The organism is uncultured Sphingomonas sp., from assembly GCF_964250165.1.
In the GTDB taxonomy this organism is placed as follows: Bacteria; Pseudomonadota; Alphaproteobacteria; order Sphingomonadales; family Sphingomonadaceae; genus Sphingomonas.
This window is the reverse complement of record NZ_CAXUEK010000048.1, coordinates 1-21,463: the sequence shown is the minus strand read 5'-3', so window position 1 is coordinate 21,463 and position 21,463 is coordinate 1. Positions and strand designations below refer to the sequence as shown.

At 70.3% G+C, this 21,463-nt stretch carries 26 protein-coding genes; 17 read left to right on the top strand and 9 right to left on the bottom strand.

Translation table 11 applies throughout. The features are described 5' to 3' along the window. The coding region (locus ACFE64_RS10675) for a lyase family protein (RefSeq protein ID WP_375392443.1) at positions 1-933 on the bottom strand (933 nt) is incomplete at its 3' end. A 50-nt stretch (positions 934-983) separates the two neighbouring features. On the opposite strand from ACFE64_RS10675, the gene ACFE64_RS10670 reads away from it, so the two are divergent. Then, positions 984-1,334: a hypothetical protein gene (locus tag ACFE64_RS10670; RefSeq protein WP_375392442.1), complete on the top strand. Its 351-nt coding sequence runs from the start codon at positions 984-986 to the stop codon at positions 1,332-1,334. Between the two features lie 27 nt (positions 1,335-1,361). On the opposite strand, the gene ACFE64_RS10665 is transcribed toward ACFE64_RS10670, so the two are convergent. Then, positions 1,362-1,847 (bottom strand): SspB family protein, encoded by a 486-nt coding sequence (locus ACFE64_RS10665; RefSeq protein ID WP_375392441.1) that lies wholly within the window; start codon positions 1,845-1,847, stop codon positions 1,362-1,364. A gap of 74 nt (positions 1,848-1,921) precedes the next feature. Between ACFE64_RS10665 and hisB the strand changes: the two genes are divergently transcribed. The 9 genes from hisB (at position 1,922) to ACFE64_RS10620 (ending at position 7,996) form a co-directional block, all read left to right on the top strand. After that, positions 1,922-2,509 carry an imidazoleglycerol-phosphate dehydratase HisB gene (gene hisB, locus ACFE64_RS10660; protein ID WP_375392440.1) on the top strand — a complete coding sequence of 196 codons (588 nt, stop codon included), beginning with the start codon at positions 1,922-1,924 and terminating at the stop codon, positions 2,507-2,509. A gap of 121 nt (positions 2,510-2,630) precedes the next feature. Next, positions 2,631-3,236 (top strand): imidazole glycerol phosphate synthase subunit HisH, encoded by a 606-nt coding sequence (gene hisH / locus ACFE64_RS10655; RefSeq protein WP_375392445.1) that lies wholly within the window; start codon positions 2,631-2,633, stop codon positions 3,234-3,236. A gap of 130 nt (positions 3,237-3,366) precedes the next feature. Next, positions 3,367-4,101 (top strand): 1-(5-phosphoribosyl)-5-[(5-phosphoribosylamino)methylideneamino]imidazole-4-carboxamide isomerase, encoded by a 735-nt coding sequence (gene hisA, locus ACFE64_RS10650; RefSeq protein WP_375392439.1) that lies wholly within the window; start codon positions 3,367-3,369, stop codon positions 4,099-4,101. Next, a complete protein-coding gene (locus ACFE64_RS10645; RefSeq protein WP_375392438.1) occupies positions 4,098-4,319 on the top strand; it encodes a hypothetical protein in 222 nt (73 codons plus the stop codon). The genes hisA and ACFE64_RS10645 overlap by 4 nt, the downstream gene beginning before the upstream one ends. After that, on the top strand, positions 4,316-5,083 hold the full coding sequence (gene hisF / locus ACFE64_RS10640) for an imidazole glycerol phosphate synthase subunit HisF (RefSeq protein WP_375392437.1): 768 nt from the start codon (positions 4,316-4,318) through the stop codon (positions 5,081-5,083). Before ACFE64_RS10645 ends, hisF begins: the two co-directional genes overlap by 4 nt. 168 nt (positions 5,084-5,251) lie before the next feature. Continuing rightward, complete coding sequence (locus tag ACFE64_RS10635; RefSeq protein ID WP_375392436.1) at positions 5,252-5,401, top strand: hypothetical protein; 150 nt, start codon at positions 5,252-5,254, stop codon at positions 5,399-5,401. A 32-nt stretch (positions 5,402-5,433) separates the two neighbouring features. Further along, a complete protein-coding gene (locus ACFE64_RS10630; RefSeq protein ID WP_375392435.1) occupies positions 5,434-5,745 on the top strand; it encodes a phosphoribosyl-ATP diphosphatase in 312 nt (103 codons plus the stop codon). A 225-nt stretch (positions 5,746-5,970) separates the two neighbouring features. Continuing rightward, positions 5,971-6,366 carry an HIT domain-containing protein gene (locus tag ACFE64_RS10625; RefSeq protein WP_375392434.1) on the top strand — a complete coding sequence of 132 codons (396 nt, stop codon included), beginning with the start codon at positions 5,971-5,973 and terminating at the stop codon, positions 6,364-6,366. A 76-nt stretch (positions 6,367-6,442) separates the two neighbouring features. Then, entirely contained in the window at positions 6,443-7,996 is a 1,554-nt protein-coding gene (locus ACFE64_RS10620) for an amino acid permease (RefSeq protein WP_375392433.1), read from the top strand. Between the two features lie 81 nt (positions 7,997-8,077). Here the strand turns inward: ACFE64_RS10620 and ACFE64_RS10615 are convergent, their stop codons facing one another. Then, positions 8,078-9,076, bottom strand: a complete 999-nt coding sequence (locus ACFE64_RS10615) for an adenosine kinase (protein ID WP_375392432.1) — start codon at positions 9,074-9,076, stop codon at positions 8,078-8,080. 81 nt (positions 9,077-9,157) lie between these two features. Between ACFE64_RS10615 and ACFE64_RS10610 the strand changes: the two genes are divergently transcribed. After that, positions 9,158-9,517, top strand: a complete 360-nt coding sequence (locus ACFE64_RS10610; RefSeq protein WP_375392431.1) for a hypothetical protein — start codon at positions 9,158-9,160, stop codon at positions 9,515-9,517. On the opposite strand, the gene ACFE64_RS10605 is transcribed toward ACFE64_RS10610, so the two are convergent. Then, positions 9,514-9,660 (bottom strand): lmo0937 family membrane protein, encoded by a 147-nt coding sequence (locus ACFE64_RS10605; RefSeq protein WP_375392430.1) that lies wholly within the window; start codon positions 9,658-9,660, stop codon positions 9,514-9,516. The genes ACFE64_RS10610 and ACFE64_RS10605 overlap by 4 nt on opposite strands. Before the next feature lie 148 nt (positions 9,661-9,808). Here ACFE64_RS10605 and ACFE64_RS10600 point away from each other — a divergent pair, with 148 nt between their 5' ends. From ACFE64_RS10600 to msrB, 4 genes are all read left to right on the top strand, one after another. Then, positions 9,809-10,732: an ABC transporter ATP-binding protein gene (locus tag ACFE64_RS10600; protein WP_375392429.1), complete on the top strand. Its 924-nt coding sequence runs from the start codon at positions 9,809-9,811 to the stop codon at positions 10,730-10,732. Further along, the gene (locus tag ACFE64_RS10595) at positions 10,729-11,961 is read left to right on the top strand and encodes an ABC transporter permease (protein WP_375392428.1); all 1,233 of its coding nucleotides are present in this window, start codon (positions 10,729-10,731) and stop codon (positions 11,959-11,961) included. Before ACFE64_RS10600 ends, ACFE64_RS10595 begins: the two co-directional genes overlap by 4 nt. A 43-nt stretch (positions 11,962-12,004) precedes the next feature. After that, positions 12,005-13,246: a cytochrome P450 gene (locus ACFE64_RS10590; RefSeq protein ID WP_375392427.1), complete on the top strand. Its 1,242-nt coding sequence runs from the start codon at positions 12,005-12,007 to the stop codon at positions 13,244-13,246. A gap of 275 nt (positions 13,247-13,521) precedes the next feature. Continuing rightward, complete coding sequence (gene msrB / locus ACFE64_RS10585) at positions 13,522-14,016, top strand: peptide-methionine (R)-S-oxide reductase MsrB (protein WP_375392426.1); 495 nt, start codon at positions 13,522-13,524, stop codon at positions 14,014-14,016. Here msrB and ACFE64_RS10580 read toward each other — a convergent pair. The 3 genes from ACFE64_RS10580 to ACFE64_RS10570 all read right to left on the bottom strand — a co-directional run bounded on the left by ACFE64_RS10580 (position 14,013) and on the right by ACFE64_RS10570 (position 17,008). Beyond that, a complete protein-coding gene (locus tag ACFE64_RS10580) occupies positions 14,013-14,519 on the bottom strand; it encodes a CHAP domain-containing protein (protein WP_375392425.1) in 507 nt (168 codons plus the stop codon). The two genes, msrB and ACFE64_RS10580, sit on opposite strands and share 4 nt — an antisense overlap. 195 nt (positions 14,520-14,714) lie before the next feature. Beyond that, on the bottom strand, positions 14,715-16,172 hold the full coding sequence (locus ACFE64_RS10575; protein WP_375392424.1) for an MFS transporter: 1,458 nt from the start codon (positions 16,170-16,172) through the stop codon (positions 14,715-14,717). Beyond that, complete coding sequence (locus tag ACFE64_RS10570) at positions 16,169-17,008, bottom strand: SDR family NAD(P)-dependent oxidoreductase (RefSeq protein WP_375392423.1); 840 nt, start codon at positions 17,006-17,008, stop codon at positions 16,169-16,171. Before ACFE64_RS10570 ends, ACFE64_RS10575 begins: the two co-directional genes overlap by 4 nt. Before the next feature lie 118 nt (positions 17,009-17,126). On the opposite strand from ACFE64_RS10570, the gene ACFE64_RS10565 reads away from it, so the two are divergent. Both ACFE64_RS10565 and ACFE64_RS10560 read left to right on the top strand, forming a co-directional pair. Then, a complete protein-coding gene (locus ACFE64_RS10565; RefSeq protein WP_375392422.1) occupies positions 17,127-18,272 on the top strand; it encodes an acyl-CoA dehydrogenase family protein in 1,146 nt (381 codons plus the stop codon). A 138-nt stretch (positions 18,273-18,410) separates the two neighbouring features. After that, the gene (locus tag ACFE64_RS10560) at positions 18,411-19,199 is read left to right on the top strand and encodes an SDR family oxidoreductase (protein ID WP_375392421.1); all 789 of its coding nucleotides are present in this window, start codon (positions 18,411-18,413) and stop codon (positions 19,197-19,199) included. Positions 19,200-19,201: 2 nt separating this feature from the next. Here ACFE64_RS10560 and ACFE64_RS10555 read toward each other — a convergent pair whose 3' ends face one another. Then, positions 19,202-19,708, bottom strand: a complete 507-nt coding sequence (locus tag ACFE64_RS10555) for a type II toxin-antitoxin system prevent-host-death family antitoxin (protein ID WP_375392444.1) — start codon at positions 19,706-19,708, stop codon at positions 19,202-19,204. Positions 19,709-19,751: 43 nt separating this feature from the next. Next, positions 19,752-21,463: phosphate acyltransferase (locus ACFE64_RS10550; protein ID WP_375392420.1), on the bottom strand; the 1,712-nt coding region annotated here is incomplete at its 5' end.

Here is a 21,463-nt window from a genome sequence, read left to right as displayed (position 1 = left end):
CGACAGCTCGCCCAACCCCGAGCGCGGGCCGGAGCCCAGGAAGCGGATGTCGTTGGCGATCTTGGTCAGCGCCACCGCCAGCGTCGTCAACGCGCCGGCATAGAATACCAGGCCGTCCTTGGCCGCCAGCTGCTCGAACTTGTTGGGCGCGCTTTCGAAAGCGGTGCCGGCGATGTCGGCGATCGCCGCCGTCATGTCGTCGGCCCAGCCCGGCGGCGCATTCAGGCCCGTGCCGACGGCGGTGCCGCCGATCGCGAGCTTGCGGAGGTTGCCGTCCAGCGCCCCGGTGATCCGCGCCCTGCAGCTGACGAGCTGCGCCGCATAGCCGGAGAACTCCTGGCCCAATGTCAGCGGCGTCGCATCCTGCGTGTGGGTGCGACCGATCTTGACGATCCCGTCCCACGCCGCGGCTTTCTCCGTCAGCGCCGCGGTCAGCCGGTCGAGCGCCGGCAGCAGTGCGTCGCGCGTCGCCAGCACCGCGGCGACGTGCAGCGCGGTCGGGAAGCTGTCGTTGGACGACTGGCTCATGTTGACGTGATCGTTGGGGTGGACCGGGCTCTTGCCGCCGCGCGCCCCCGCCAGCGCCTCGTTGGCACGGCCGGCGATCACCTCGTTGACGTTCATGTTGGTCTGCGTGCCGGAGCCGGTCTGCCAGATCACGAGCGGGAACTGGTCGTCCAGCCGACCCGCCACGATCTCCTGGGCCGCCGCCTCGATCGCCTCGGCGATCTCCGGCCGGAGGCCGTGCCGGCGGTTTACCCGCGCCGCCGCCTGCTTCACGATCGCCTGCGCCCGCACGATCCCGATCGGCATCCGCTCCGTCTCCCCGAACGGGAAGTTCTCGATCGAACGCTGCGTCTGCGCTCCCCAATAGGCGGCGGCGGGGACGTCGATGGCCCCGATCGAGTCGGTTTCGGTGCGGGTGTCGGTCATGCTTTCCTCATGCGGCGGGAGCGCCTGGCGCGGCGCGGCGTTACACCACCATGCCGAAGTCCGCGACCGATCTGATGGGAGAGATCATCTTCTCCGCCGTGCTGGATGCCACCATGGCGCTGCGGGAGGCCGCGGGCGGCCTGCCCAACGCGCTGTGGCGCGACGTCGGCGCGGTCCACCGCAACACCACGCTCGCCGATCTGCCCGCGCCCGTGCAGGCGGCGATCGGGGACAGCGTGCGGGCGGCCTTCGCCAAGCTGCGCCAGGAGGGCTATGCCGTCACCAGCGGCGTGCCTGAAGAGCGCCGCGGCCCGCCCCGCCCCCGCCCGACCGGCCCGCGCACGCCGCCGACGGTGGAGACGCGCCGCCGCCCGCCGACTCGGCCCGGGCCAAAGCGCTGAGCTCCTTCCCCAAAGCTGGGGAGAGGCTTATTTCTTGCGCTTGAAATCCACGCTGACGACGTTCGACCCATCCGCCGCCGGCTGCGCGGTCGCCACGCCGCCGTCATTCTCCGCCGGCTCGTGCGGCTCCGGCCCGCCATCCTCCTGCGCCTGGAAGCGCAGCTCGAAATTGACCGCGGGATCGTGGAAGCCGGTGATCGCCGCATAGGGAATCACCAGCTTGGACGGGATCTGGTTGAAGCTCAGCCCCACCGAGAAGCGCTGCTCGTCCACCGTCAGGTCCCAGTAGCGGTTCTGCAGCACGATCGTCATCTCGTCCGGGAAGCGCTCGATCAGCCGCTGCGGGATGTCCACCCCCGGCCCCTGCGTCTTGAACGTGATATAGAAATGATGCTCGCCCGGCAGCCCGCCATTCTCCGCCACCGAGCCGAGCACGCGGCCGACCACCGCGCGCAGGGCCTCCTGCACGATCTCGTCATAGGGGATCAGGCTGTCGGGCATGCCGTCGGTCATAAGCGCGTTGGGTAACGCGCTTTGATGGCCGGTCAAGATTGCATGGGTCCGCCCGCCCGCTATGGAACGGCGCGATGCGCGCCGCCACCGTCCAGCGACACACCAGCGAGACCCGGATCGACGTCACCGTCGATCTCGACGGGACGGGCGTGTACGACGTGGCGACCGGGATCGGCTTCTTCGATCACATGCTCGAGCAGCTCAGCCGCCACTCGCTGATCGACCTCCACATCCGCACCGAGGGTGACCTCCACATCGATCAGCACCACACCGTGGAGGATACCGGCCTGGCGATCGGCGAGGCGCTGGCCAGGGCGCTGGGCGACAAGCGCGGCATCCGCCGCTACGGCGATGCGCTGAGCCCGATGGACGAGACCCTCACGCGCGTCGCGCTCGACATTTCGGGGCGGCCCTGGCTCGTCTGGAAGGCCGAGTTCACGCAGAAGCGGCTGGGCGAGATGGATACCGAGCTGTTCGAGCACTGGTTCCACAGCTTCGCGCAGGCGGCCGGCATCACGCTGCACGTCGAGACGCTGCACGGTCGCAACAATCACCACATCATCGAGAGCGCCTTCAAGGGCCTCGCGCGCGCGCTTCGCCAGGCGGTGGAGATCGATCCGCGCAAGGCCGATGCGGTGCCGTCGACCAAGGGCGTGCTGTGAAGCGCCAGCGCGGACGCGAGCAGCGACGCGGCGCGCGAGACGCGCCAGCGCGGCCGACGGGCGGCTTCGCCCACCCGGCCGACCACGCGGGATTTACGCCCGCGTGCCGCCCGTTGAATCACTGATGCTCGCCCTGATCGACATAGAGTCGGGCAACCTCCACTCGGTCGCGAACGCGCTACGCGCCGCGGGGTGCGACGATCTGGTCGTCACCGCCGATCCCGATGCGGTGCGCCGGGCCGACCGGATCGTGCTCCCCGGCGTCGGCGCGTTCGGCGCGTGCGCGGCGAACCTGCGCCGCGTCGACGGGCTGGAGGACGCGCTCGGCGCGGCGGCGCTGGTGCGGGCGCGCCCGTTCCTGGGCATCTGCGTGGGCATGCAGCTCCTGGCCGAGACGGGCGAGGAGCATGGCGAACACCGTGGCCTCGGCTGGCTCCCCGGCCGCGTCCGCCGCCTGGCTCCCGCCGACGCCGGCGCGCGTGTGCCCCACATGGGCTGGAACGACGTCACGCCCGTCGCCGATCATCCCCTGCTCGCGCCCGGCGAGGCGTATTTCCTGCACAGCTATGCCTGGGACGGCGAAGGCATCGCCGCGACCACCGACCATGCCGGCCCCGTCACCGCCGCCGTGGCGCGCGACACGGTGCTGGGCGTGCAGTTCCACCCGGAGAAGAGCCAGCGCTACGGGATCGAGCTGCTGAAGAGGTTCCTCCAATGGCGGCCTTAGCTCCTCCCCGGCACGGGGAGGGGGACCGCGTGGTGGAGGGGGGTCCGATCCGGGCGGCCTGCTCGCCACTGTCCCCCCTCCCCGCGAGCAAGCTCGCGCGGTTCCCCTCCCCGCGAGCGGGGAGGATCGCATGAGCCTCATCGTCTTCCCCGCGATCGACCTCAAGGCCGGGAAGGTCGTCCGCCTGGCCGAGGGCGACATGGCGCGCGCCACGATCTACGCCGACGATCCCGCCGAGCAGGCCGCCGCCTTCGCCGCCGCCGGGGCGGGACACCTGCATGTCGTCGATCTCGACGGCGCGTTCGCGGGCAAGAGCGTCAACGGCATCGCCGTCGCCGGTATCGTCGAGCGGTTCCCCGGACACGTCCAGCTCGGCGGCGGCATCCGCACCCGCGCCGACATCGAGCGCTGGTTCGCGCTCGGGGTCTCGCGCCTGGTGCTCGGCACCGCCGCGCTGACCGATCCCGCGCTCGTCCGCGCCGCCGCCGCCGACTGGCCGGGCGGCATCGTCGTCGCGGTCGACGCGCGCGACGGTCTGGTCGCGACGCGGGGCTGGGCCGACGTGTCGGACGTGCCGGTGATCGACATGGGTCGCCGCTTCGAGGACGCCGGCGTCGCGGCGCTGCTCTTCACCGATGTCGGGCGTGACGGGCTGCTCAAGGGCTGCAACGTCGAGGCGACGGTGGACCTCGCCCGCGCGCTGACGATCCCGGTGATCGCGTCCGGCGGCGTCAAGGGTCTCGCCGACATCCACCTCCTCGCGCTTCATGCTAAGGACGGCATCGAGGGCGTCATCACCGGCCGCGCGCTGTATGATGGTCGGCTGGATCTCGCGGCGGCACTCAGCATTGCGGCGGCGGCATGAACTGGCCGATGATCGGCGCCGGGCTGGTGCTGCTGTCGCTATGGTCCGCCCTGTCATTCGTCGACGTATGGAACAGCGACGCGATCGCCGCTCCGCCGATCAGCCAGGCATCGTCGCAGCGGCGCCGCATCATTCACTGGATCACGCTTGTCGCCCTCGGCGTGGCTGCGCCGCTGCTGATGGTGTGCGGTATCGTGCTGGTGGCCAGCGGGCTGTGACCGTCCGCGCACGCGTCATCCCCTGTCTCGACGTGGCGGACGGCCGCGTCGTTAAGGGCGTGAACTTCGTGGCGCTGCGGGACGCCGGCGATCCCGTCGAGCAGGCGCGCGCCTATGACGCCGCCGGCGCCGACGAGCTGTGTTTCCTCGACATCACCGCCAGCCATGAGGGCCGCGGCACGCTCGTCGACATCGTCCGGCGCACGGCCGCGGTGTGCTTCATGCCGCTGACGGTGGGTGGCGGCGTGCGCTCGGCGGACGATGCGCGCGCCCTGCTGCTGGCGGGGGCGGACAAGGTCGCGGTCAACTCCGCCGCGGTCGCCCATCCTCCGATCGTGGCGGAAATCGCCGAGCGGTTCGGCAGCCAGTGCGTCACCGCCTCGGTCGACGCCCGCCAGACCGGCCCCGGGCGGTGGGAGGTGTTTACCCATGGCGGTCGCCGCGCGACGGGGCTGGACGCGGTGGCGCACGCCGTCCGGTTGGCGGAGCTCGGGGCGGGCGAGCTGCTCGTCACGTCGATGGACCGCGACGGCACGCGCGACGGGTACGACCTCGCGCTGACCCGCGCAGTCGCCGATCGCGTGAGGGTGCCGGTGGTGGCGTCGGGCGGCGTTGGCGGCCTCGCCGACCTCGTCGCCGGCGTGACGCAGGGCCATGCCTCCGCGGTGCTGGCGGCGAGCATCTTCCACTTCGGCGAGGCGAGCGTCGCCGACGCCCATCGCGCGCTGGCCGCCGCCGGGGTGCCGGTCCGGCGGCCGCTCTAATCACCCTCACCCTCTCGGCGTCAGCACGGCGGAAGGGTGCGGGTGATCGCTAACCGGGTCGTAACGCCGGGCGCGCTATCTCCGTCACCTCGGGCTTGACCCGGGGTCCCGCTTTTCGCGCGGATCAGGGCAGCGGGTTCCGGGTCAAGCCCGGGATGACGAGGGTAGATGACGGCGACCACCACCGACTCCGGCCACAGCGGCATCGTCCACCCGCGCACCGGCCCGGCGCTGTCCGATCTCGCGCTGTTCCTCGCCGCCGCGCTCGCCGTCTGGCTCGTCCGCCGCGCGCTGCGCCGACGCTTCCGCCGGGATTGACCCCCGCGCCACCTTGCGCCAGCGCATCGGCCATGGACGACATCCTCGACCGCCTGTTCGGCACCATCGAATCGCGTCGGACCGCGCCGCCCGAGAGCTCCTACACCGCCGGCCTGTTCGCCCGCGGCCGCGCCCGCATCGCGCAGAAACTGGGCGAGGAGGCGGTGGAGACGGTGATCGCCGCGATGGGCGACGACCCCGCCGCGATCGTTCCCGAAGCCGCCGACCTCCTCTACCACCTCCTCGTCCTCCTCGCCGACGCGGGGCTGACGCCGGAGGACGTGCGGGCCGAACTGGCGCGGCGGGAGGGGATGTCGGGGCTGGACGAAAAGGCCAGTCGTTAAGGCCGCATTCGCCGGTTTCTAAGGGTCTCGCCGAAGCTGTTGGTCGAGCGACGAGACCTCATCGTCGCCCGACTGAACGCAAGGTGACGCCGCGCTCGCTAAGCGCCGGGGCCTTGGCAAGGTCTTGCGGGTGCCGCACCTGCGCCCAACCCGCTCCTCGCGCCGCCGATCGGCGCGTGAAGTAGGAAGAATTCGACCTTCTTACGACCCGCCGAGGACTCTCTCATGCCGATCGACGCCACCCTGCCCTATGATTCCGCCAACCTCTTCGCCCGCATCCTGCGTGACGAGATCCCCTCGCGGCGGGTCCATGAGGACGAGTGGGCGGTCGCCTTCCACGATATCGCGCCCCAGGCGGCGACGCACGTCCTGGTGATCCCGCGGGGGCCTTACGTCTCGTGGGACGATTTCTCGGCCAAGGCCTCCGACGCGGAGATCGCCGGTTTCGTGCGCGCGGTTGGCCAGGTCGCGCGCGCGCTGGGCCTGGTCGAGCCGGGATATCGGCTGCTCGCCAATGTCGGGCCGCATTCCGGGCAAGAGGTCGCGCACCTCCACGTCCATCTGTTCGGCGGCCATCCCCTCGGGCCGATGCTGATCCGTCAGCCAAGTCGCGCCGATTAAAGGGATTGCGCAGGGGCGCGGGGCCGTTAGGCTCCCCGCATGGGAGCGCCGGCCGGTCGCGATCCCGGGAGAGCGTATGATCTTCGATCGCGTAAAGCCGCTGGATGCCATTCTCGCCACCGCGGAGGCCAAGGGCCTGAAACGATCGCTGGGCGCCTTCCAGCTGACCATGCTGGGCATCGGTGCGGTGATCGGTACCGGCATCTTCGTGCTGACGAGCGAGGCCGCGCAGAAGGCGGGCCCGGGCATGCTGCTGTCGTTCGTCGTCGCCGGCTTCGTCTGCGCGGTCGCGGCGCTCTGCTATTCGGAGCTCGCCTCGATGGTGCCGGTCTCGGGGTCCGCCTATACCTACACCTATGCCGTGACGGGCGAGCTGCTCGCCTGGATGGTGGGCTGGGCGCTGATCCTCGAATATGCGGTCGGCGCGAGCGCGGTGGCGGTGGGCTGGTCGAACCATTTCGCCGGCCTGCTGGCGGGGCTGGGCGTCCATATTCCCGCCGCGATCAGCAATGCGGATGCGCTGATGGCGCACGCCGCGGTCGCGTTCGGCGCCGCGCCCAGCACCGATCTCGCCACGGCGATGACCGTCGGCGGCTGGATCAACATTCCCGCCGTCCTGATCGTCGGGCTGGTCACCTGGCTGCTGGTGGTCGGCACGACCGAGAGCGCGCGGGTCAACGCGGTCCTCGTCGCGATCAAGATCGCCGCGTTGACCCTGTTCGTCATCCTCACCATCCCCGTCCTCAAGTCGAGCAACTTCGATCCCCTGCTGCCGACCGGCACGGCGGGCGTGTTCGGGGCGGCGGCGTCGATCTTCTTTGCCTATGTCGGCTTCGACGCGGTCTCGACCGCGGCGGAGGAGACCAAGAACCCGCAGCGCAACGTCCCGATCGGGTTGATCGGATCGCTGGGCATCTGCACGATCTTCTACCTGCTCGTCGCGACCGGCGCAATCGGCGCGATCGGCGCGCAGCCGGTCATGGACGCGGGCGTGGCGCTGTCGCCCGGCTCGCCCGAGCTGGCGGGGCGCTGCGCCGGCATCGTCGCCGGGGGCGCTGTCGAGCCGCTGGTCTGCTCCAAGGAGGCGCTGGTCCATGTGCTGGCGACGATCGGCTGGCCCGGTGTCGGTCGACTGGTCGGTCTGGCGGCGGTGCTCGCGCTGCCGTCGGTCGTGTTGATGATGATGTTCGGGCAGACGCGCGTGTTCTTCACCATGGCGCGTGACGGCCTCCTGCCGGAGCGGCTGGCGTCGATCCACCCGCGCTTCCGCACACCGCACGTCGTCACCGTCGTCACCGGGATCGGCGCGGCGGTCGCGTCCGCTTTCCTGCCGGTGGGCAAGCTGGCGGACTATTCCAACTCGGGAACGTTGTTCGCCTTCCTGATGGTCGCCGTGTCGGTGATGGTGCTGCGGCGGACCGATCCCGGCCGCAACCGGCCGTTTCGGACGCCGGCGGTGTACATCGTCGCGCCGCTCGCGATCATCGGCTGCCTGGGCCTGTACTTCTCGCTCCCGTTGACCGCCATTCTGGTGCTGCCGGGCTGGGGCGCGATCGGGCTGCTGATCTACTTCTTCTATAGCCGCAGCCGGTCCCATGTCGGCCGGGGCGTGGCAGACGCCCTTGGGTGATCCCGATCTGCAGCCACAGGTCGCCCGGCCGCCGCCTTGACGCGGCGGTGACACCCGGCCGGGCGCCCGGCGGTCGCGTCGTTAGCCCAGCACCTGCGCGGCCAGCGCCTTCAGGTCCGCCACCGGCCGCGCGCCGACATGGCCGATCACCTCGGCCGCGCAAATAGCGCCGAGCCGCAGCGAGCGCTCCAGGTCCAGCCCGTGCGTCCGGCCGTGCAGGAACCCGGCGGCGAACAGATCGCCTGCCCCCGTCGTGTCGACCACCGCCGCGACCGGCTCGGCCGGCACGGTCACGCGCGTGCCCCCCGCGACCGCCAGCGCGCCCTTCTCCGCCAGCGTCACCACCAGCGTCTCGACCTTCGGCGCGAGCCGCGCGATCGCCGCCTCCACGTCCGTCGCCTCGGTCAGCGCCACCAGCTCGGCCTCGTTGGCGAAGATCACGTCGACCTGACCGTCGTCGATCAGCCGCAGGAAGTCCGCCCGGTGCCGGTCTATGACGAACTCGGCCGAGGTCGTGAAGGCCACCTTGCGCCCGGCCTCCTTCGCGACCGCGATGGCCGCCCGCATCGCCGCGCGCGGCTCCTCCGGGTCCCACAGATAGCCCTCGATATACAGGTAGGCGGCGTCCGCGATCAGCGCCCGGTCCAGCGCCTCGGCCGGCAGGAAGTGAGACGCGCCCAGGAACGTGTTCATCGTCCGTTGCCCGTCGGGGGTCACCAGCACCAGGCAGCGCCCGGTGGTGGGCTGGCCCGGCCGGGCCGCGACATCGAAGCGGATATCGCCCGCGCGGATGTCATGCGCGAAGGCGTCCCCCAGCTCGTCGTCCGCGACCTGACCGATGAACGCGCAGGCCGAGCCCAGCCGCGCCATGCCCGCCACCGTATTCGCCGCCGATCCGCCGGAGATCACCTGTCCCGCGCCCATCTTCGCATAAAGCGCATCGGCGTCGTCGGGCGAGAAGATCAGCTGCATCTGCCCCTTGGTCATGCCGTTCTCGGTAATGAACGCGTCGGTGGCGGGGGCAAGGACGTCGACGATGGCGTTGCCGATCGCGACCACGTCGTAACGAGGCTGGGTCAAGGTGGGCTCCGGCTAGGAAAGCCGCAGCCTCTAGCGGCCACGTCGGGCGGGCGATACCCTGGCGCAATGCGAAACCATCTGATGAGCGCAGCCCTGCTGCTGGTGGTGAGCGGCTGCGCGGGCCCAACCGGCGGGACCGGGCGGCCGCGAAGTCCCGGCAACGTCGCGATCACCTACACGCCGGTCGGCCTTGAGCGCGTCCTCGGCCAGGACGCGGCGGGCCTGGCGAAACTGTTCGGCGAGCCGGACGCCGACACGCACGAGAGCCTCGCGCGCAAACTCCAATATGGCAGTTCGATCTGCGTACTCGACGCCTATCTCTACCCGCAGGGCAACGCCGAGCCACGCGTCACCTATCTGGACGCGCGGGAACCGGACGGCAGCGCCATCGATCGGGCGAGCTGCGTTGCCGCGCTCACCCGTCGACGCGAAGCGCGCTAGACGGCGCGCCGACCCGAGAAGAGCTGGATCAGCCCGACCACCAATGCCACCACGAGGAGCAGGTGGATCAACCCGCCGCCGATATGGACTGCGAAGCCCAGCAGCCACAGCACGATGAGGATGACGACGACGGTCCAAAGCATGACGTGAGCCCTTTGCGACAGAGGTGGTCGGGCTGCAACGTCCGTCGGCCATCGGACGTTCCACGGGGCCGCTTGCCGCGGAGTCGCCCTTCCTTTACCCACGCCCCGCCAGGAGCCGCTTCGACGCGGAGCGCAGCGTGGGGGTCGGGTGGCGAGTTCAGACAGGGCGGTCACCGCCACCGGCCTCGTCAAGCGTTTCGGCGACCGCGAGGTAGTGCGCGGCCTGGATCTGACGGTGCCGCGCGGGACGATCTACGGCGTGCTCGGCCCGAACGGCGCGGGCAAGACCACGACGTTGCGAATGCTGCTCGGCATCATCGAGCCGGACGGTGGCGAGCGGACGTTGCTGAACTGTCCGCACCCGCGCGACGCCAGCGACCGGGTCGGCTACCTGCCCGAAGAGCGCGGGCTTTACCCCGCGATGAAGGCGCGCGAGGCGATCGCCTTCATGGGCGCGTTGCGCGGGCTGTCCTGGCGCGCCGGCCGCGCCCGCGCCGCCACCTTGCTGGAGGCCGCGGGGCTCGGCCACGCCGTCGATACCAAGATCAGGAAGCTGTCGAAGGGCATGGCGCAGCTCGTCCAGCTGCTCGGCTCGGTCGTGCATCAGCCCGACCTGCTGGTGCTCGACGAACCCTTCTCCGGGCTCGACCCCGTCAACCAGGAGCGGCTGGAGGCGCTGATCGTCGGCGAGCGGGATCGCGGCGCGACCGTGCTCTTCTCCACCCACGTCATGGCGCATGCCGAGCGACTGTGCGACCGGCTGGCGATCATCGCCGGCGGCAGGCGGCGGTTCGAAGGCACCGTGGACGAGGCGCGTGCCACCCTGCCGCAGCGGGTCCATTATACCGCGCGCGATACGGCGGCCGAGCTGAGCGGCCTGCTCCCGTCCGATGCCGCGCGCGAGGGTGACGGCTGGCGCTTCGAGCTGCCGGACGACGGCATCGAGGCGCTGGTTGCCCGCCTTCTCGCCGCCGGCCATGGCATCGCCGGCCTGTCGATCGAGCGGCCGCGACTGCACGAGGCTTTCGTCCGCATCGTCGGGCCGGAGCACGCGGCGGAGCAGCCGCGATGAGCAGGCTCCGTCGCACCATCCGGCAGACGCTCACCATTGCCCGGCGTGACCTGATCGCGACGGTGTTCACACCGATCTTCCTCCTGTTCCTGTTCGCCCCGCTCATCACCGGGTCGTTCGGCGCGGTCGGCGGGCTGGGCGCGGCCACGGTCGCGCAGGGCTCGGCCGACAAGGCGCGGGTGATCGCGATCGTCCCCGCGGCGCTCGCCCGCCCGATCGCCGAAGCGGACACGCGGCTGCGGGCCGCCTTCCGCCGCGACGAGGACGCGCCACCGGGACTGACCACGCTGCGCCCGACGGGTGACGCGCAGGCGCAGGCGCGGGCGGCGTTTCGGGCGAAGGAATATGATGCCGTCGCCGTGCTCTACGGCCCGCTCGCCAGCCCGCACATCCTCGCCGCCGCGCGTGGCGGCCGCGCCGCCGACTATCTGACGCTGCTTGCGCAGGAGACGCTGGCGGCGCAGGCGCTCGGCGGCCGCCTGCCCGTCGTCGCCCCGATCCGGACATCGGTCGAGCGCGCCGCCTCCTCGCAGGGCGGGCGGCGGCAATCCGCCTTCTTCGCCTCGCTCGGCATCTTCTTCCTGACGCTGCTGCTCGCCAGCCAGGTGATCGGGACGATGGCGGAGGAGCGCAACAACAAGGTGATCGAGATCCTCGCCGCCGCCGTGCCGCTCGAATCGGTGTTCCTGGGCAAGCTGCTCGGCATGTTCGGGGTGGCGGTGCTGTTCATCGCCTTCTGGGGTACGGTGCTGAGCCAGCTCGGCGCGATGGCCTCGCCCGGCTTCGCGGCGGCGCTGCACGAGCTGACCCCGGCGGTCGGCGGCCCCGTCTTCGCGCTGCTGTTCGCCGCCTATTTCGCCACCGCCTTCCTGCTGCTCGGCTCGGTGTTCCTGGGCATCGGTGCGCAGGCGACGACGATGCGCGAGATCCAGCTGCTCTCGTTGCCGGTCACGCTGACCCAGGTCGGCATGTTCGGCCTGGCGGTCGCCGCGGAGGCGCATCCGGGTAGCTGGTTCCAGACGGCGGTCGAGCTGTTTCCGCTCTCCTCCTCGTTCGCCATGGCCGGCCATGCCGCCAGCTCGCCTGCGCTCGCGCCGCATGTCGCGGCGCTCGCCTGGCAGCTGCTCTGGGTCACGATCTCCATCACGCTGGGCGCGAGGGCCTTCCGCCGCGGCGTGCTGCAGTCCGGGAGCGCCAGATGGTGGCGACGGCGGCCCGCGAGTAATTGACATTCATGTCAGTTAGGCGTTGATGCCGGCCAAGGAGCAAGCCATGGCCACCCTCGCCCCCGACACAAGCCAGACCCCCGCGATCGACCCGCTCGATGTCAGCCGCGCCGAGCTTTACCGGGACGACACCTGGCACGCGCCGTTCAAGCAACTGCGCGCCGAGGCGCCCGTCCATCGCTGCGAGCACAGCGAGTTCGGCCCTTACTGGTCCGTCTCCGCCTACAAGCCGATCGTCGAAGTCGAATCGCTTCCCGACCTTTATTCGTCCGAGGCTGGCGGCATCACGCTGGCGGACTTCATCGAGGGCTCGGACGTCAAGATGCCGATGTTCATCGCGCGCGACCGACCCGTCCACACCGCCCAGCGCCGCACCGTCGCGCCCGCCTTCACGCCCAGCGAGATGACGCGCATGAGCGGGGACATCCGCCGCCGCACCGCCGAAGTGCTCGACGCGCTGCCCTGGGGCGAACAGTTCGACTGGGTCGATACCGTCGCGATCGAGCTGACGACGCAGATGCTCGCGATCCTGTTCGACTTTCCGTGGGAGGACCGGCGCAAGCTGACCTTCTGGTCCGACTGGGCGGGCGACATCGAGTTGGTCAAGAACGACGAGCTGCGCGCCAAGCGGCTCGAACATATGTACGAGTGCGGCGCCTATTTCCAGGATCTCTGGAACCAGAAGGTCGGGAAGCTGCAGACGCCCGATCTCATCTCGATGATGGTCCATTCGGACGCGATGGCGGAGATGGATCACTTCGAGTTCATCGGCAATCTCATCCTGCTGATCGTCGGCGGCAACGACACCACCCGCAATTCGATGTCCGCCGCCGTCTACGGCCTCGATCTCTTTCCGGAGGAGCGCGCCAGGCTGGAGGCCGATCCCGCGCTGATCGGCAACGCGACGCAGGAGATCATCCGCTGGCAGACGCCGCTCGCGCACATGCGGCGGACGGCCAAGCAGGACACCGAGCTGATGGGGCAGCGGATCAGGGAGGGCGACAAGCTCGCGCTCTGGTACATCTCCGCCAATCGCGACGAGAGCGTGTTCGGGGAAGATGCCGACGTGCTCCGCGTCGATCGCCCGAACGCGCGCCGGCACCTCGCCTTCGGTCACGGCATCCATCGCTGCGTCGGCGCACGCCTGGCCGAGCTGCAGATCGGCATCCTGCTGGAGGAGATGGCCAAGCGCCGGATGCGCGTGAACTTGGTCGGCGAACCGACGCGCGTCGCCGCCTGCTTCGTCCACGGCTACCGCAAGCTGCCGGTGCAGATCAGTCGATATTGAGCCTGCCGTCACCCCGGCCTTGTGCCGGAGCCCACTTCAGGGCTGGCCCGAACGTCGGCTTTGGGATCTGCACATCGGGCCAGATCTGGCGTGGATGCCGGCACGAGGCCGACATGACGGATGTTCTGGCCGTCGTGGATAACGGCGAAGGCTTGGCCCGCCTCCGCCGAGCACCGACCCCGATCCCCCGAAACGGGGATCTGTTCCCGCCTCACCCTCTCCCCCCCGGCGGCGCACACCCTATATGGGGGTATGCCCGTTCGGAGCCTTCGCCCGTGATCGACCGCCGCGACCTGATGTCCGTCTCCGCTACCGCGATCGCCGGTGCCGCCTTGTGGGGCTGCCGCAGCGGATCGGCGCGCGCGGCCGAGCACTATCCGGTGACCTACACCGACGCCGAGTGGCGCAAGCGGCTCGCGCCCGCGGCCTATCAGGTGCTCCGCCAAGCGGACACCGAACGACCCTATTCCAGCCCGCTCAACGCCGAGCATCGCGCGGGCACCTTCGGCTGCAAGGGCTGCGCCCTGCCGCTCTTCTCCAGCCGCACCAAGTTCGACAGCGGTACCGGCTGGCCGAGCTTCTGGGCGCCGCTCGCCGACGCGGTGGCGGTCCGGTCCGACAAGTCGCTGCTGATGGAGCGAACCGAGGTCCATTGCCGCCGCTGCGGCGGTCACCTCGGCCACGTCTTCGACGACGGCCCCAAGCCGACCGGCAAACGCTATTGCATGAACGGCGTGGCGATGACCTTCAAGCCTGGCGCCGCCGCCTAACCCTGCGCGCCGTCGGCCGTCGCGGCGGCCAGCGCCTCCGCCGCCGGTGCGTGGTCGGCATAGATGAAGCCCTTGGTCGGGTAGCTCGAGGTGCCCATCGCGGCGCCATATTGCACCCGCACCTGCGTCCAGTCGCCCGCCGCCGACACGTCGACCGCACGCACGCCGGTCTCGACCCGGCCGGGGTGCGACCAGTTGGCATGGGTCAGCAGCACCTCGCGGTCGCTGACGACCGCCGACACCATCGCCACATGGCCGACGCGCATCCGTCGCGTGCCCTCGAAGGCCAGCACGGCGCCGACACGTGGCGCATGACCGCGCTCGTAGCGGCCGGCGGCCTGACCCCACCAGGTATTGGCATTGCCGCGTAACTGGATGCCGGACACGGAGCGTGCGAACGTCACGCACTGCCAGAACTGGGCCGAGGCGGGCGCCGCTCCAAAGCCGCCAAGCGCTAGTGCGCACGAAGCCGCCAGCGCAAAACGCGCTGCAAAACGTGTCATTTTCTTGAACCCCCGGGCTCAGAAGCCGCTGTCGCCATCCTCGCTAGGCGGCGCGTCGCCGACGCCCAAGTCATTGGCGATGAATCGTTTCGCCGAGCCGACGAGCCGCCGGGCTGGCATCACCCGCCTTCCTGACCCGGCGATGAACCGAAACCGGTCAGCGGTGAAGCGAAGAGCCGGCCCGCGACTCGCCGATCAGGCAGGCTGGCGCGGCGCCGCGTCTACGGCCGGGTCCCCCGCGAGCCGGGCCAGCCGCGCCTCGTGCTCGGCGCGCCCGAACGGGAACCGCGCGAAGAAGAAGGCGGAGACGCATGCCATCGCCAGATAGGTGCAGCTGTAGATCAGCGTCAGCCGGTCCACCGCCGCGAGCGGCACGTGCCCCGGCACCGCCTTGGCGGGGAACCCCGCCGCGCCGAGGATCAGGCCGGCCAGGAAGATGCCGATCCCCGACGTGCATTTCTGCACGAAGAAGGAGCCGGCGAAGAACACCCCTTCCGAGCGCCGCCCCGTCCGGCTTTCCGAATCCTCCACGACATCCGCCATCATCGACGCGCCGAGGATGAAACCGGTCACGTTGCAGGCGATCGAGAGCACCGCCGTGACCATGTAGGTCGGCAGCAGCGCCGGGCTGCCCTGCACGGGGTAGAGGCCGGCGAAGCGCAGCCAATAGGGCGTGCTGGCGAACGCCGCGCCGAGCAGCACCGCCACCATCGCCGTCCGCCCCTTGTCGCCGCGCCGGCCGAGCGTCGACGCCAGACCGAAGGCGATCAGCACGCCGACGAACGACGCGCAGGTGATCGCCACCAGCTGCATGCCCTTGAAGCCCCACACATAGATGTTGAGGAAGTTCGAGAGCGCATAGGCCACGCCCTGCATGGTGTAGGCAGCGAGCCCCGCCGCCATCAGGATCGCGAAGGCGCGGTTGCGCGTGGTCTCGCGCAGCTCGCGGAAGCTCTCGCGCAGCGTCTGGCGCACGACCGGCGGGTTCGGCAGGTTCGGGATCTCGTGGTGCGTGCCGAGCGCGGAGACCAGGATCGCCGCCCCCATCGACAGCGCGCCCGCCAGCGCGAACGGCTGGTAACCGGCGCGCCGCAACAGGCCGTTGGGATAGTCCTGGGTCGGCGCGAGGAAATACAGGTAGACCGCAAGGCCGATCGCCAGCCCGCCCGCCCAGCCGAACAGGTAGCGCCACGCCATGATCCGCGTGCGCTCGTCATAGTCGGTCGACAGCTCGGGCGTCAGCGCCACCGACGGCACCTCGTATGCGCTCACCGCGCTGCGGACCACGACGGCGCAGGCGAACAGCCAGATCAGCGTCGTCGCGGTTGCGCCGCCCGGCGGATTCCACAACAGCAGCCACCCCGCCATGATCGGCAGCACGGAGGCATACATCCACGGATGCCGCCGCCCCCAGCGCGTCCGCGTCCGGTCCGAATAGAAGCCCACCGCGGGATCGACGAAGGCGTCGATCAGCAGCGCCGCCATGATGACCAGCCCGACGGTCGTCGACGAAAGCCCGATGACCTGATTGTAGAACAGCAGCAGGAAGGTACCGAAACCAGAATCCTTGACGCCATAGGCGACCGCGCCGAAGCCGTATGCCGCCATGACGCCACGGCTCAGCCGCCGCTGGGACGGCAGGACGTTGCTCAACGGAACTGCTCCAGCGTCGACAGCAGCGACGGGGCGTCGGGATCCCAGCTCGCCCGCGTGCCCAGCGTGAGCCCGCCGTCGACCAGGATGTGGGTGCCGGTGACGAAGCTCGCATCGTCGGACAGCAGGAAGGCGATCGCCGCCGCGATGTCCTCCGGCCGCCCGGCGCGCGGTACCGGCTGCGCCTTGGCCGCGTTGCCGGCGATCGCCTGCTGGACGGCGTCGCGATGCTCGTCCGGCACGCCCAGGTGGCGGGTGAAGATGTTGGTGACGATGAAGCCCGGCACCACCGCGTTCACCCGGATGCCGTCCTTCGCCAGATCGGCCGCCGCGAGCCGCGACAGGTGCAGCACGCCCGCCTTGGCGGTCGAATAGGCGACGGGCGCATAGCCCGAGCCGAGTGCCGACACGGACGAGACGTTGACGATCGCGCCACCGCCGCGCCCTCGATTATTCTGGGCCATCGCCGGCGCGCCGTAGCGGATGCCCATCGCCACCGAGCGGAGCAGCAGCGCCTGGGTGCGGTCCCAATCCGCCGGCGCGATCGCGCCGATCGTCTCGCGCGCGCCGCCCGCGCCGGCGTTGTTGACCATGAGATCGAGGCCGCCGCAGTCGATCGCGGTGCGCACCAGGGCCTCGATCTCGGCCGGCTCGGTCACGTCGGTGCGCTGGAACGCGATGCGGCCGCCTGATTCTGCCGCCAGCGCCTCGCCGCCGGCCGCGTCGATGTCGCCGATCAGCACCGCCGCGCCTTCGTAGGCCAGCCGGAGCGCGGTCGCGCGGCCGATTCCCGACGCGGCGCCCGTCACGATCGCGCGCTTGCCCTCGAACCTCATCGCCGTTCCTCTCGGTTCGAAGCCATAGTTTGGCCCCGACGCGGGTCAATCGGCCGGGATTGGAAAAGCCGGTCCGCCGCCGCTTGCCCGCCCCGTCGCGTCCCACTACCAGCCGGCCATGGCCCTCGATCCGGACACGTTCGATGCGCTGGTGGACGCGGTGCGCCGCTTCGTCGCCGAGCGGCTGCGCCCGCTGGAGGCGGAGGTGGAGGCCAACGACGCCATCCCCGACGCGGTCCTCCGCGAAATGCGCGAGCTCGGCCTGTTCGGCCTGTCGATCGGCGAGGAGTATTGCGGGCTCGGCCTCACCATGACGGAGGAGTGCCGCGTCGCGATCGAGATGGGGCGCACCACGCCCGCCTTCCGCTCCGCCTTCGGCACCAATGTCGGCATCGGCAGCCAGGGGCTGGTGATGGCCGGCACGCCCGCGCAGAAGGCGGCATGGCTGCCCCGCATCGCGTCGGGCGAGATCATCACCTCCTTCGCGCTGACCGAGCCCGATGTCGGCTCCGATAGCGGCAGCGTGAAGACGCGCGCGGTGCGCGACGGCGATGTCTATCGCCTGTCCGGCACGAAGCGTTACATCACCAACTCCGACAAGGCGCAGCTCTTCACCGTCATGGCGCGCACCGGCGACGAACCCGGCGGCCGCGGCGTCTCCGCCTTTCTCGTCCCGCGCGACCTGCCGGGCGTGACGCTCGGCGAGCCCGAGAAGAAGATGGGGCAGAAAGGCGCCAAGGTCTCAGACGTCCATTTCGACGATACGCCCGTGCCCGCCGCCAACCGGCTGGGCGCGGAGGGCGAGGGCTTCAAGATCGCGATGCGCGTGCTCGACCGTGGGCGGCTCCACATCGCGGCGGTATGCGTCGGCGTCGCCGAGCGGCTGATCGCCGACAGTGTCGCCTATGCGTCCGAGCGCCGCCAGTTCGGGCAGCCGATCGCGCAGCACCAGCTGATCCAGGGCATGCTCGCGGACATGAAGACCGAGGCGCTCGCCGCCCGCGCACTGGTGCTGGAGACGGCGGTCGCGAAGGACCGCGGTGCGGACGTCGTGCTGGAGAGCGCGGCCGCCAAATATTTCGCCAGCGAGATGGTCGGCCGCGTCGCCGACAAGGCGGTGCAGATCTATGGCGGCGCCGGCTACATCGCCGATTACGGGATCGAGCGGCTCTACCGCGACGTCCGCCTGTTCCGCATCTATGAAGGCACCAGCCAGATCCAGCAGATCATCATCGCCCGCGAAACGCTGAAGCGGGGCGGATAACAATCAGCCCTCTCCCTCCAGGGGAGAGGGACAGGCGCGAAGCGCCAGGGCGAGGGGCCATCACGCACCCCTCACCCGACTTCGCTGTGCTCAGCCACCCTCTCCCCAACAGGGAGAGGGTCAAAGGAGAAGATCGTGATGGACACCACCAACCTGTTCCGCCTCGACGGCCGCGTCGCGCTCGTCACCGGCGGCTCGCGCGGCATCGGCCGGATGATCGCGGCCGGCTTCATCGCCCAGGGCGCCAAGGTCTACATCTCGTCGCGCAAGGCGCAGGCGTGCGAGGACACCGCCGCCGCGCTCGGCCCCAACTGCATCCCCTTGCCGCAGGACGTCTCGACGGTGGACGGCTGCAAGGCGCTGGCCGAGCGGTTCGGCCAGCAGGAGCCCAGGCTCGACATCCTCGTCAACAATGCCGGCGCCGCCTGGGGCGTGCCGTTCGAGGAGTTCCCCGAGAGCGGCTGGGACAAGGTGATGGACCTGAACGTCAAGTCGCCCTTCTTCCTGACGCAGGCGCTGCACGGGGCGCTCAAGGCGGCCGGCTCGGCCGCGCGCCCGGCCAAGGTCATCAACATCACCTCGATCGACGGCCTGCGGCTCAATCCGTGGGAGACCTACAGCTATCATGCGTCCAAGTCGGCGCTGATCTACCTGACCAAGCGCCTCGCCGCCCGCCTGATCCAGGACTCGATCAACGTCACCTCGATCGCGCCGGGCGCCTTCGCCAGCGAGATGAACCGCGCGGCGCGCGACCATGGCGACGAGGTGGCGAAAGGCATCCCCGCCAGGCGCATCGGCGTCGACGAGGACATGGCGGGCGCCGCGATCTTCCTCGCCAGCCGCGCAGGCGATTATGTGGTCGGCGACACGATCGTGGTGGATGGCGGACTGGTCAACGCGGCGGCGGGCACCAGCATCGACGCGTGAGGTCAGGCGAGCAGGCGCGTCGCCAGCCCGAGCGCCTGCCCCGCTTCCGCCATCCGCCGGTCGAGCGTGACGACGGCCACGTCGAACCGGGCGGCGATGGCGAGGTGCAGCGCGTCGGCCGCCCGCAACGCGGTACGTTCCACATCGCCGGTCGCCGCACGGCACTCCTTACCCCCTACAGGTAACAGGTCGGCGCTCTCGGCTAACATGTCGCGGCACCGCGTCATCGCCTCATCCGCCTGGTGCTTCTTCAGCTCGCCGCGACGTGTCTTGATGCCCAGGGCCGAGGCGATCTCGAAGAAGTCGCCCGCGCCCTCCTCTTGATACGGCATGGCGGCGGCGAACCGACGGAGCGCCTCAATGTCGATCGGCTTCTTCGCGGGCTTCTCGGCGACCAGCCGCGCCACCGGGCGGCCGCGACGCGTGATCGACACCGTCTCGCCTGCTTGGACGGCCTGGAGCAATTCGCTCAACCGAGCCTTGGCTTCCGCTGCGCTCGCCGTTCGCATCGCCACTTCCTGACCATGTAGATGGCCAATATGTGCGTTGCGGTTATCGCGCAATGCCGCCCGCCGCGAGCACCGCCAGCGTCACCAGCTCGCTTGCGGTCGCGGTCATCGGCGCGATCTGCACGGGCTTTTCCATGCCGATCAGCATCGGCCCGATCATGTCGTCGCCGCCCAGCTCGCGCAGCAGCTTGGCCGAGATGTTGGCCGATTGCAGCCCGGGCATCACGAGCACGTTCGCCGGCCCTGAAAGCCGCGCGAACGGGTAGTTGGCGCGTCCCTTCGGATTCAGCGCCACATCGGGCGCCATCTCGCCCTCATATTCAAACTCCACCCCGCGCGCGTCCAGCGCGCCGACGGCGGCGCGGATGTTCTCCAGCCACTGTCCTTCCGGGTTGCCGAAGGTGGAATAGCTGAGGAACGCCACCCGCGGCTCGTGTCCCATCCGCCGGGCGACGGCCGCGGTCTGCTCCGCGATGTCGGCGAGCTCTTCCGGATCCGGCCGCTCGTTCACCGTCGTGTCGGCGATGAAGATCGTGTGGCTCTGCCCGACCAGGATGTGGATGCCGAACGGCGTGCGGCCCGGCGCGGGATCGATCACCCGCTTAACCTCGCGCATTGTGTGCGCCCAGGTGCGGGTGATGCCGGTGATCATCGCATCCGCCTCGCCGAGCTGCAGCAGCACGGCGCCGAAGATGTTGCGGTCCTGGTTGATCATCCGCTCGACGTCGCGGCGCAGGAAGCCGCGGCGCTGCAGGCGGGCGTAGAGAAAATCCTGCATTCGCCCGATCAGCGCGGAGGTGCGGCTGTTGTGCAGCTCATAATCGTGCGGGTCGGCGACGCCGAGGGCCGCCAGCCGGTCATAGACGTCGTCGCGCCCCACCAGCACCGGCACGCCGTAGCCGCCTTCCTTGAAGGCGATGGCGGCGCGCAGCACCACCTCCTCCTCCCCTTCGGCGAACAGCACCCGCTTGGGTCGCGCCCGCGCGCCGTCATAGGCCAGGCTCAGCACCGACACGGTCGGGTTCAGCCGGGCGCGCAACGCCTGGCGATAGGCGGCGAGATCGAGGATCGGTTTGGTCGCCACCCCTGAGTCCATCGCCGCCCTGGCCACCGCCACGGGCACCACCTCCAGCAGCCGTGGATCGAACGGCGCCGGAATGATGTATTCCGGCCCGAACGAGTGGGAGACGCCGTAGGCGGCGGCGACCTCCTCGGGCACCCGCTCGCGCGCCAGCTCGGCGATGGCGTTGGCGGCGGCGATCTTCATCGCGTCGTTGATCCCCGTCGCCCGCACGTCGAGGGCGCCGCGGAAGATGAAGGGAAAGCCGAGCACGTTGTTGACCTGGTTGGGATAGTCCGATCGCCCGGTCGCGATGATCGCGTCGGGCCGCGCCGCCTTGGCCAGCTCCGGGCGGATCTCCGGCTCCGGATTGGCCATCGCGAAGATGATCGGCGCGGGCGCCATGTCCCTGACCATCTCGGGCTGCAACGCGCCGGCCGCCGACAGGCCCAGGAACACGTCGGCGCCGACCAGCGCCTGCGTCAGCGTGCGGCGATCGGTGGCGGCGGCATGGGCGGATTGCCACTGGTTGACGCCCTCGCGCCCCTGCCAGATCACGCCGGTGCGGTCGCACATGATGACATGGTCGTGGCGCACACCCATCGCCTTCATCAGCTCGGTACACGCGATCGCCGCCGCGCCGGCGCCGTTGACGACGACCTTGACGTCGCCGAGCTTCCGGTTCGTCAGCAGGC